This window comes from Peribacillus alkalitolerans (assembly GCF_010882125.1).
In the GTDB taxonomy this organism is placed as follows: Bacteria; Bacillota; Bacilli; order Bacillales; family DSM-1321; genus Bacillus_BN; species Bacillus_BN alkalitolerans.
This window is the reverse complement of sequence record NZ_JAAGVZ010000005.1, coordinates 223,728-234,886: the sequence shown is the minus strand read 5'-3', so window position 1 is coordinate 234,886 and position 11,159 is coordinate 223,728. Positions and strand designations below refer to the sequence as shown.

Genomic DNA, 11,159 nt, shown 5'->3' with positions numbered 1-11,159 from the left:
AAAGTGTTCATAAAAAGTGGAAGATTCATCTCCACTTTCTTTTTTTATGTTCTATTTTCTATAAATGTAGAAAATTTCTACTTATCTATTTATAATAATAATTATATTTTCATACTTGAGGTGGGTGGGACATGCTACAGGGAAAGCTTATTAAGTTTTATCGTGAACAAACTGGTTTGACCCAAGGTAAACTGGTTGAAGGAATTTGTTCAGTCACACACCTAAGTAAAATTGAAAGAGGTATAACAGAATACTCAGGGGAAATAACAGATCTATTAGCCAATAGGTTAAATATTAACCTTGATGATGAATTTTCTCGATATAATAATCTACAACAAAAGCTGGATCAATGGCATAATTCGTTGATCATGCAACAAAACAAAGAATCTGAGACTTTAAAAAAGGAAATTGAAAATGAAAAGCTGATTCACATTCCAGATTTTTATGTTTTTTTTCAATTACTATCAGCTAGGTATTATTTGTCCATTCACAAATTAGATTCTGCGTATTCGATTATTCAAGATTTGCAAAAAAAAGAGTCGACTTTTTCCCCTCGTGATCGCAATATGTTAAAGCACGTACTAGGAATCTATTATTATCTACAAGGACAATATCGGGAAAGTATACATATTTTAACTACAATAGATCAAAATGAGTATAATCAATTTGAATACTATTACCATTTGACTATTGCTTATCATTCCATCCATTCTAATATTATTTCTTATTATTACGCCGAGAAGGTTTTGCATTACTTTCAAAAAACATTTAATGTTAAACGTATTATTGATACCGAAATGATGATGCTCATCCAATTGAATTCAAAGGAGCTCCACGATTTTAATGAAACTAAAGAACGTTATGAGCAATTGATCCGAACATGCGATTCTATCCATGATATGGATCGTAAATCTAAGCTCTATCATAATCTTGCATTTGAACTTTATAGAAGAAAGAGATATAGAGATGCATCGGATCTATACCAACAATCTATGAAACTAATAGATGAAAACAATCCTTACTATTTAACTGTTTTAGATGGATATATCAATGCTTGTTATAAAGGAAATCTATTATCAATAGAAATCTTAAAGAATTTAGCATATAAAGGACTTAATTTAGCTAATTCGAAAAAAGCATTTAGCTGGATTTATTTCCAATTACATATTTATCTATTAAATCAAGAAGAAGAGAATTTTTTTCAGTTTATTGAGACCACAGCTTTGCCTCATTTTAAAGATATTGGTTACACCATATTAATTGAACACTATGAAAAAAAACTTTTTCAATATTACATCCAAACTGGTGAAACTACCAAAGCCTTAAGCCTTGCAAACTCCTGCTTCCAAGGGGGAAAGAGCTACTATGATCACGAATAAATGATACAGCGCTATGATCCAAAAGCTATTTTCAGTCCTATTAATATCATTTTTAAAGACACGGATGTTTTTTCCGTGTTTTTCTTTTGCTCTCTATTAATCGTGGCAAAAACCCCAAATCCTATAAAAACAATTGGGCCTCTTAGACTAATTTTCTTGAAGGAATCTATCTTTTTTATATATATTAGGTCTTTTAGAAAGATAGAGTAGGTTGAAAGTCTCGTCTAATAACCCCCATAGCAATCTAATTCCAAGGTCATTAACATTAGAAATATAAATATTTAGAATCTTAAGAAATATATCTTTCTTATTCTTATCTATTTAATTTGTAGTAGATTTAGAGGATTTTAAGTATTATTAGCCATTTAGTAAAACAGAGAGGAAGCGTGGGAAATGAAAAAGAGAAGAGGGTTTCCATATAAGGTATTTGCAACGACAACTTTGGCTGCAATGTTGTTAACAACAACAGGATTTGCAGAAGCGACACAAAATACTGTAGCTCCAAGTGTAGAGGACATTGCAAAGCAAGGTCATAAAATATTCTTAGAAGAACAAAAACAAGCGTCAGAAGAAGCGGCAGATCAGTTTGGATATAAGGATTTGACTAAAAGCGGTTTGGCGAAGCCTTATAAACCCAATGAAAAGATTCGCTTAATTGTTGAGGTTGAGCAGCCATCAGAAATCACTAAAACCTCCAAAGATAAAAAGAAGAACTTCAAGCAAAAACAAGATCAAGTAATTGGACAAATTTCTAAGAAAATATCTTCCCACAAGGTAAAACATCGTTTCTTTGAAGGCTTTAATGGATTCAGTCTGGAAACGGAGTTTCGTAATGTAAAAGAAATCCAAGCAACTCTTGGTGTGACAAATGTACATATCGCAAGAACATTCCAACCATCTATGGGGGCGAGCAAGGAATTGGTACAAGCTCAGAAGGTTTGGGAGCAATATGGATATGAAGGTGACGGATTGCTTGTGGCGATTGTCGACTCTGGAGTTGATTATACGCATAAGGACATGACGTTGACCGAAAAAGGGAAAGAAAATGAGAAGTGGAGCCAAGAGTCAGTGCAAGGAAAGCTTGCAGAAACTGAAGTAAATGAAGTGTGGTACAGCGACAAGGTACCTACAGGATATGACTGGGCGGATAATGATACAGACGTAATTCCACGCGGGCAATATGGAAGTCCTCATGGGATGCACGTTGCCGGAACAGTTGGGGCGAATGGTGACGAAGAAAACGACGGAGTAAAAGGTATAGCTCCAGGTGTGCAGTTGTTAGCGGAAAAAGTATTCTCCGATAATGGTGGCGGAGCTTATGAAGATGACATTATTGCTGGTATTGAGCACGCAGTGACAATGGGTGCGGATGTCATTAATATGAGTTTAGGCTCTGATGCAGGGTTTGTTGGAGAGGAAAACGATCCAATCCAAAAATCGATACGTGAAGCGACGGAGCAAGGGACTCTTGTCGTGGTAGCGGGTGGTAATTCTGCTTATAGTACAAAAAACAACCTCTTACAGTCTGCAGCAAAACCGTATGCTGAAAATCCAGATATTGGGACAGTTGGAGAACCAAGCGTAAGTCCTTTTGCATTGTCAGTGGCTTCCTATGAAAATACAAATATCCATATGAGCACCTTAGCAGAAGAAAACGGCTTGCAGCTTCCATACCAAGATCAAACTCAATATAACTTCAAGCTTTCTAGTGTGTTAACACCAGGCGAAAGCTATGAAATGGTCTATGTAGGGGAAGGGAAAACAGCAGATTTCGTTGGAAAAGACGTTACGGGTAAAATTGTTGTGGCAAAACCGAAGCAGCCATATGCTACTTACTCGTATGTACAAAATGAAGCGAAAAAGAAAGGCGCCAAAGCAGTCATCCTTGTGCCGCCTACTGAAATGGCTGACTTTCCATACGTATATCTAAGTTCTTTCTTTATTCCTGCCGCAACGACAAGCAAAAAAGCAGGAGATGCGTTAATTACAAAACTTTCGAGTGGTCAAAGTGTGAAAATGAAAATGTCAAAAGGAACATATGTTGAAAATGAGGATAAGAATACGATATCAGATTTCTCATCATATGGTGCACCTCATACATTAGACTTTAAACCGGAGATTTCTGCACCAGGAGGCAATATTTACTCCACTGTTCCTGGTAATGAATATGAGATTATGAGCGGAACATCGATGGCAACTCCGCATGTAGCTGGCGGTTCTGCACTATTGCTTCAAGCTTTATATGAAAAGGGCTTATCTCATTCAAAGGAAACGGCTTTAAAAGCAAAAATCGCATTAATGAATACATCTCAATTAATACAAGATCCTCGTACCAACAGTGAATTACCTTACTCACCGCGTGTTCAAGGATCAGGGTTAATGCAAATTCAAAATGCCATTAACACACCTGTACTTGTAACAAGTGAAAAAACTCCGCTAGAGCAAGCTGGATCAGTTGCATTAAAAGAGATTAAGAGTAACAAGGCTCAATTCAAGCTGAATGTAGAAGCACTTGAAAAACTAGATGTAAAAGACTTGGAATACACAGTCTATGTAGATGTATTGACGGATGGAACAGAAACGAAAGAATTTGACTTAGACAATGACGGGGCATTGGATTCCAAAGAATATTTAACTTTAACAAGCAAGCGTGTACAGGGTGCTTCAGTATTGGTAAACGGGGAAAAAGTAACTCATTCAGAAGGAAAGACACTAAAGATTAAACCGGGACAAGAGAAGAACTTGGACGTCCAAATCTCATTGCCATCAAGCTTAAAGCAAGGAACATTTGTTGAAGGGTATGTACGTCTGGTTCCAACAGGCAAAAATAGCGATTCAGCCGTCCCGTTAACAGTCCCTTACATGGGCTTCTATGGAAAATGGGATCAAGCGCAGAACCTTGACCCTGTTGCATGGGATAAAGATGCGTTCTTAGGATATACGGTTCTGTGGAATGATGAGCCATTCTCAGAAGGCACATTCCCATTAGGTTATGACCCAAGAAAAGGAACGTTTAATATGGATCGGATCGTAATTTCACCGAACTCGATCTATCCAGGTGTATTCCCAACATTCACCACACTTCGCAACTTACAGAAAACAGAAATGTACGTGGAGAATGAAAAAGGAGAATTGGTTCAATATCTTGGTGATTTTAGTGAATATACTGGGAAGCCGTGGAAGTTCCGGAAAAATATTATGTCATTCCGTGACTATCTGAATGGTGGTTATTTATGGAATGTAAAAGACCAAAGCGGACAAGTTGTCAATGATGGTACTTACAACTATGTAATTAAAACAACACTAGATTACAAGGATGCAAAACCGCAAGAAGTAAAAATTCCGGTGAATGTAGATTCTGTTGCTCCAGTAGTATCCGATATTCAAGTACAACCAAAAGACGGACAATATGAAATTTCCTTCAAAGCGAAAGACAACGAAAAAGGTAGCGGCTTTAACGGTGCAATCGTTTGGTATAACGGTAAGTATAAGCCTTTAGAAGAGGGACAAACATCGGTATTGGTAAAAGAAGAGCCTAAGAGTGTGGTAGTTTTAGGTGCCGATTATGCTCTAAACCATAGCTATACTGTTTGGGGAGATCCTTCCTATGTTAATGAAGGAATGCTTGTAAGTTGGTTCAGCGTATATCCAAATAAGAATGTTAATGCTAGTACTCCAGCAGGAATTAATGCCTTTGCCAATAACCGTGTAGATTGGAAAATAAACATTAAAGATGTAAACGGCAAGATCGTCGATTCTATCGAGGTTGAAAATGAGCATGAAATCCATTTGAACTGGACTCCGGAAGCGGATCTTCCTAGCGGGACGTATTCTGTCTCAGCGGATGTGGTAAACAAGCAAGGCTTTAAAGTAACGACAAGTTCTCAAACAGTGACAGTAGTTCAACAATAATTTTCATAAGTTTTGTAGATTGATAGTGCTGGAAAAAGCTCATCTTTGTAGAGGTACAAAGGATGAGCTTTTTCTGTGTGTTTTTTACCATTTTTAAACATTGTACTTGTTTTACTATAAATTAATTGATATATTCATAATATTCTAAAATAATATATTGTAAAAATAAGGAGGGTTAATATGAGTAAAAAAATCGTAAGTGTAATGCTAGTCGCAATACCTTTTATACTAATGCTAGTCGCAATACCTTTTGTAAATCGAATTGAGCCTATTATTCTAGGATTGCCTTTCCTCCATTTTTGGCTATTTTTAGGAATGATCATCACACCATTGTGCACGTATGGGATTTATCGAATCCAGAAATCTGAAGGGAGCATTGAATGATGCATGGAAATCTAACAGCCTTGTTAATCACAAGTTTCATTGTTTTAACTGTTGTATTAATCGGATTTATAGCTGGACGAGATAAAGCGAGTAGAAGCTCTGTGGAAGAGTGGTCTGTTGGTGGGAGACGATTTGGACCATTGCTAGTTTGGTTATTAGTAGGTGCTGATTTATATACGGCTTATACTTTTTTAGGGTTAACTAGTACAGCCTATGTAGGTGGGAGTCTTGCTTTCTTTGCCATTCCGTATACAATTATCGCTTTCTTTATTTCTTATTTCTATCTACCAAAGCTTTGGGAAGTTTCTAAAATACATAAATTAACAACACTTGCGGATTATGCAAAAGAAAGGTTCGATAGTAAATTTCTTTCTTTATTAATCGCAATTGTTGGTGTGTTAATGTTGATACCATATATAGATTTACAATTAGCAGGAATTCAAGATACGTTAACAGTAGCTGGAACAGGATACATCAATATAAAAGTTGTTGTAATCTTATCGTTCTTATTAGTAGCCCTGTATACATTCTTTAGTGGGATTAAAGGACCGACCTATACTGCGATTATTAAGGATATTTTAGTTTGGGTCATTATGTTATTCCTAGTTGCGTCGCTTCCAATCATTCATTTTGGAGGTTGGGGATCAATGATGGATAAACTGGTAGTGGAATCTCCACAGCTTTTAACCATTCCTACTACAGGTCCAAAAGGTATACCATGGTTTGTCACAGCATCATTAGTTTCTGGATTAGCATTATTTATGTGGGCCCATGCGGCAACGGGCGTATTTACAGCCAAAAGTGCTGACACTCTTCGCAAAAATGCAATTTATTTGCCACTATATAATATTGTATTGATTCTTGTTATTTTCTTAGGTTTCGTTGCATTTCATGTTCTTCCTGAAGGAAGCGATCCCCGTTTCGCATTATTAAATTTAATTCAAATGTCTTATGGCGGTGTCGTTCAAGGACTAGCATATTCTACAATTGCACTAGCCTCGCTTATTCCTTGTTCAATTATGGCAATTGGTGCTTCAAACCTTTTTGCGAACAACATTTACCGTGATTTTATTAATCCAAAGGTAAAACCTGCAAAATTAACGATGATTACCCGCTCGATGGTATTTGTCGTCATTGGACTAGCATTAATCTTTGGGATGCTATTCCCGACAGCACTTGTATCACTTCAGCTTTTAGGTGTTTCTGGAATGGTTCAAATCTTCCCTGCAATCGTCTTTAGTCTGTTCTGGAGACAACAAACTAGAGAGGCTACCATAATCGGTTTACTCGTTGGTTTAATTGTAACCTTTACTGTTTACGCAACTGGAAATTCATTAGGTATTTATGAAGGCTTCTGGGGATTACTTGCAAACGTCCTATCACTTCTTGTTCTAAATCCTATTTTCGTTAAGAAGAAAGTACACAAATCTAATCCAATATTCGATTACTTATTTTCGAAACAACAAGACTCAGAGATGAAAATAAGGAAAGGCGCTTAATGTTGCGTCGTACCTAAGGAACCTATCAACTAAAGATGAAAAGTCGTGACTTGGATGCAATTCACAACTTGTAAAAAGAGATAAATTAATAGAGTATGAGTGAGTAAAAAGCCTTTCCATCCGGAGAGGCTTTAACTTTTTTATGAAGGATACAAGAAATTCATTAGGATGCTATTCTACGTCAAATTTTTATTCAGTAATGAAGAAATCAACTCAATGATGGAGCAGGCGTACCAATAGATAAACCTAGATTTCTAAAACTCTAATTTAATGGTGTTTTTGCTATCCCACCATTGAAATAATCCATACGCACAAGCCGATAATATTTATTATTAAAAAAGAAATAATGGCAAGATTTTTTATTCGATGCATATTTCCTCCTGATTCTTATTACCTAGTATTCATTAATTAATAAATAATACTATCATTCTAACAGATTTTTGCAAGTTGGAATCATATTACCATTGACTATGCTTATCATTCTTGATAAATTTTAAATCGTATGATAATGATATTCATTTTCAATTATAAAATTTATAAGGATATAGAGGATGGTTATATGATGACATTACCAAAAATGCATTTTGAAAACAGGATTTTGCAATCATTGATTTTTTTATTGAGAATTCTTTTTGGGGTAGGATGGCTCTTGGCAGGAGTAACGAAAATTACTGAAAAGCATTGGTTTAGTGAACCAGGGGTATTTATTGAAAAGTATTTGTTAACAGCATTAGAAAAATCGAATGTCCCGGAATTTTACAAACATTTTATTGAACAGACAGCATTAGATCATGTTCTTTTTTTCAATTATACAATTCCTATTGCACAAATCATTGTGGGTATTTGTTTAATCGTTGGATTTATGATCATTCCATCCGTTTTTATTTGTCTTTTTATGCATGTTAACTTTATTCTTTCAGGCAATATGAATTTAATAAGCTTGACTCTTTATACAAGCGCATTTGGAATCTTACTTTTTATTGAACGTAGTTATGTTTTTAGTGTAGATCGTTATTTTGGAATAGACAAAAAGTTTTCATTAAAGAAGGTAAGAATGGTTGAGCCTATCATACAAAAAGAGCTCATTAAGAAAACTTCCTAATTTATATAAAATATGTTTTTAAGCTGTTAATATTGAAATACATAAAAACTGTGGTCATTTTCAGAATCATATGATGAAAAGCAACTGACTAACGCTCCTCCTGATTAGGAGCGTTAGCTGGTTGTAAGGAAATGCAAAATAACTATGTACATTCAATAGAATAGAAGATTAGTAAAAGAAGCTTTTTAACCCCTTCACCACCCTCTACTATGAATCTGGTTCCAGTTTCTGCTCCAACAAAGCTACTGCCTATATCAAACCTGTTGCATACCTGTAAATTTCCCAATCTCTATTCAATCAAGCAAGGAATGTTTGATTGGATAATTTGTATTTTGTTAAATTATTGATATAGTAAATTTATATTAATAACCGAGGGAGTTACAATGACGAAGCAAGAAAAAAAATCAAAGTATTTAGCAAAAATTTCATTAGGAATTATGGGTGCAGGATTTTTCATAACGATTCCTTTTCAAGATTCTTTAATGGGTAGATTACTGCAAGGGGGATTTGAGGCAGGATTAGTAGGAGGCCTTGCTGATTGGTTTGCAGTGACAGCCCTTTTCCGACATCCACTGGGTATACCAATTCCACATTCAGCCTTACTCCCAAAAAATCGCGATAGAATGATTAGGGCTGTAATTTCAATGCTAGAAAATGATTGGCTCACGAAAGAAAGTATACAGGGGAAATTTAAACAGATTAAAGTTACCGACAAGCTACTACAAAAAGCAGAGAAAGAATTGTATTCAGGCACCTTTAAAAATGGTATAGCTTCCATTCTTGAGCAAGTAATCAGCAATGTTGATTTACAAAAAATATCTCCTTTCATTGAGAAAGAGCTGAAGAATTATCTTTACACTCTAGATACGGGCGTTTTTCTTCAACCGGCTATCAATCAAGCACTGGCCCGCAAAATGGATGATAAAGCAATGGACTATATTCTGAATGAGACTGAACAGTGGGTGTCTAAAGAGGATACAAAAGTAAAAATGGGAATAATGGCAAAACAGTTTCTTGACAATACTGAAGCGGATGGCTTCATGAAGTTTGCTATCAATTCTTTTAGCAATTTAATAAATGAAGAAAAGCTCGGAAACATTCTTCAATCCTTTATTATTAAAAGAATCAGCAATCTGAATAAAAATGATAATAAATATAGGCTCCTAATCCTGGCTCGAATTCGTAAAGAGTTGCAAAGTATACACCAGCGAAAAGATCTAGTTTCTGAAATAAATCATTGGAAAGATACCCTGATAAATGATTGGAATCCTGGTGATCAAATTACGGAGATGCTTAGACAGCTTCAGAAGAAATTAGTTGATCTGATTCAAGATGAAGCCTTTATTGAAAAATATGTCCTTTCATTGATCAAGAATTTCTTGGATAGAGTGAATGCAGATCCTTTAAAAATCGAGGGTATCGAAAATTGGATTCATAATCAGATTTCCTATTTGATCGATAAAAATCATTCTAAAATTGGCATTCTTGTAAAAGAAAACCTTGAAAAGCTAGATAATGAAACTCTTATTGATATGTTGGAAAATAACGTAGGAAAAGATTTACAGTGGATTCGAGTAAATGGGGCTATTTGCGGGTTTATAATTGGTATCCTGGTGACTATTTTTAAGGCCATAGTATAAATGAAAACTGTCCTTAAGGGGTCAAGTGGACGTTATTCTATAGACAGACTGGAGGGTGACTCCAAAATCATGCACTGATTTGAGAATCACCCTCTGGGCTTTCATCCTTAGAAAAAACTAGGTGCATATTTAATCCAATAGTATAAAACATAAAACCAACTGAAAATGCCGTGTATGATTGCCCAACCGATTGACTGATAGGCTGTGTATGAGATTACCATTGCTAGGCAGCTTCCAAAACCTACCCCACTTTTTAGAACTGTTTTCGATTTATGGGGTTTATGCTGATAGGTGTGACTCATTTGATTTCCTCCATTTGACTTTCATTTTTTATTTACTTAATTAATGATACTGAGTAAATAAGGAAAATATTTCAATAGAACAAAATTTAATTAGCATCTATTCCAAATAAAAAAGCCAACCTATGGACTCATCAATCACATGAGAACTAGGTTGGCTTTTTCAATTATTCATTTGTTTTTATAACGTTTTCGCTCCTAAGTAACGAGGCTTCCAGTATGTGCTGCTCATATAGTCGATTTTGATGCCTTTTGAAGATGTCGCACTGATGAACTGGTTGTTACCTATGTAAATCCCTACATGTGATGGTCCAGTTGAATACGTTTGGAAGAATACAAGGTCTCCAACAACTGGAGCACTTACTTTTAAACCTACGTTTGAGAAAAGGCTTGCGGCTGTTCTCGGTAGGGCAATCCCTTGAGAGTTTTTGAATACGTAGTAGATGTAGCCAGAACAGTCAAATCCAGTCGGGCTCGTTCCACCCCATTTATAAGGAACTCCGATGAATTTTTTTGCATAACTGACTAAGGAAGTAGTGTTGACAGGATACACACCCAATTTATTGAACGTGTTACGTCCAGAAACGCCATCTGCAGTCAAACCTTTTGCGCTTTGAAACTTTTTAACAGCTCCAGTTGTAGATGTTCCGTAATATTTAGTTAAAGATCCACCATATGTAAGATAGCCTTTTTGTTTTAACAATGTTTGAAGCTGTAAAACGTCATAATGTGTCATAGTTGGTCGTAATGTTTGGTCTCCGATATTGGCAGATGCACCCGTTGGCGAAAAGAGAAGTGTAGAAGCTAAGACAGTGGCAGCGGCAGCGGATGAAATCCATTTTTTCATGTTGATTTGTTTCCCCCTATAACTCTTTTACTCTATGTATTTGATATTATCCTACGATAAATATGTAACAATAAACGCTCATTTTGATTACAGTTTT

8 protein-coding genes are annotated in these 11,159 nt (G+C 35.6%); 6 read left to right on the top strand and 2 right to left on the bottom strand.

Annotated features, from left to right (window positions below; all coding sequences use genetic code 11):
* Positions 1-131 precede the first annotated feature (131 nt).
* The 6 genes from G3O09_RS08610 (at position 132) to G3O09_RS08585 (ending at position 9,916) form a co-directional block, all read left to right on the top strand.
* Positions 132-1,379, top strand: a complete 1,248-nt coding sequence (locus G3O09_RS08610; RefSeq protein ID WP_163101085.1) for a helix-turn-helix domain-containing protein — start codon at positions 132-134, stop codon at positions 1,377-1,379.
* 393 nt (positions 1,380-1,772) lie between these two features.
* Positions 1,773-5,291: a S8 family serine peptidase gene (locus G3O09_RS22750; RefSeq protein WP_163101084.1), complete on the top strand. Its 3,519-nt coding sequence runs from the start codon at positions 1,773-1,775 to the stop codon at positions 5,289-5,291.
* A 180-nt stretch (positions 5,292-5,471) separates the two neighbouring features.
* The gene (locus tag G3O09_RS08600; protein ID WP_163101083.1) at positions 5,472-5,675 is read left to right on the top strand and encodes a DUF3311 domain-containing protein; all 204 of its coding nucleotides are present in this window, start codon (positions 5,472-5,474) and stop codon (positions 5,673-5,675) included.
* Positions 5,675-7,174, top strand: a complete 1,500-nt coding sequence (locus G3O09_RS08595; protein WP_163101122.1) for a sodium:solute symporter family protein — start codon at positions 5,675-5,677, stop codon at positions 7,172-7,174. Before G3O09_RS08600 ends, G3O09_RS08595 begins: the two co-directional genes overlap by 1 nt.
* Before the next feature lie 559 nt (positions 7,175-7,733).
* Positions 7,734-8,276: a DoxX family membrane protein gene (locus G3O09_RS08590; protein ID WP_240338382.1), complete on the top strand. Its 543-nt coding sequence runs from the start codon at positions 7,734-7,736 to the stop codon at positions 8,274-8,276.
* Between the two features lie 383 nt (positions 8,277-8,659).
* On the top strand, positions 8,660-9,916 hold the full coding sequence (locus tag G3O09_RS08585) for a DUF445 domain-containing protein (RefSeq protein WP_163101082.1): 1,257 nt from the start codon (positions 8,660-8,662) through the stop codon (positions 9,914-9,916).
* A 107-nt stretch (positions 9,917-10,023) separates the two neighbouring features.
* Here the strand turns inward: G3O09_RS08585 and G3O09_RS08580 are convergent, their stop codons facing one another.
* Together G3O09_RS08580 and G3O09_RS08575 are read right to left on the bottom strand one after the other, a co-directional pair.
* Positions 10,024-10,218, bottom strand: a complete 195-nt coding sequence (locus G3O09_RS08580) for a hypothetical protein (protein WP_163101081.1) — start codon at positions 10,216-10,218, stop codon at positions 10,024-10,026.
* A gap of 178 nt (positions 10,219-10,396) precedes the next feature.
* The gene (locus G3O09_RS08575; protein ID WP_163101080.1) at positions 10,397-11,062 is read right to left on the bottom strand and encodes a C40 family peptidase; all 666 of its coding nucleotides are present in this window, start codon (positions 11,060-11,062) and stop codon (positions 10,397-10,399) included.
* Positions 11,063-11,159: the final 97 nt, after the last annotated feature.

Coding starts and splice junctions, on each gene's coding strand:
- G3O09_RS08610 (WP_163101085.1), top strand. CDS start 132: ATGCTACAGGGAAAGCTTATTAAGTTTTATCGTGAACAAACTGGTTTG.
- G3O09_RS22750 (WP_163101084.1), top strand. CDS start 1,773: ATGAAAAAGAGAAGAGGGTTTCCATATAAGGTATTTGCAACGACAACT.
- G3O09_RS08600 (WP_163101083.1), top strand. CDS start 5,472: ATGAGTAAAAAAATCGTAAGTGTAATGCTAGTCGCAATACCTTTTATA.
- G3O09_RS08595 (WP_163101122.1), top strand. CDS start 5,675: ATGCATGGAAATCTAACAGCCTTGTTAATCACAAGTTTCATTGTTTTA.
- G3O09_RS08590 (WP_240338382.1), top strand. CDS start 7,734: ATGATGACATTACCAAAAATGCATTTTGAAAACAGGATTTTGCAATCA.
- G3O09_RS08585 (WP_163101082.1), top strand. CDS start 8,660: ATGACGAAGCAAGAAAAAAAATCAAAGTATTTAGCAAAAATTTCATTA.
- G3O09_RS08580 (WP_163101081.1), bottom strand. CDS start 10,218: ATGAGTCACACCTATCAGCATAAACCCCATAAATCGAAAACAGTTCTA.
- G3O09_RS08575 (WP_163101080.1), bottom strand. CDS start 11,062: ATGAAAAAATGGATTTCATCCGCTGCCGCTGCCACTGTCTTAGCTTCT.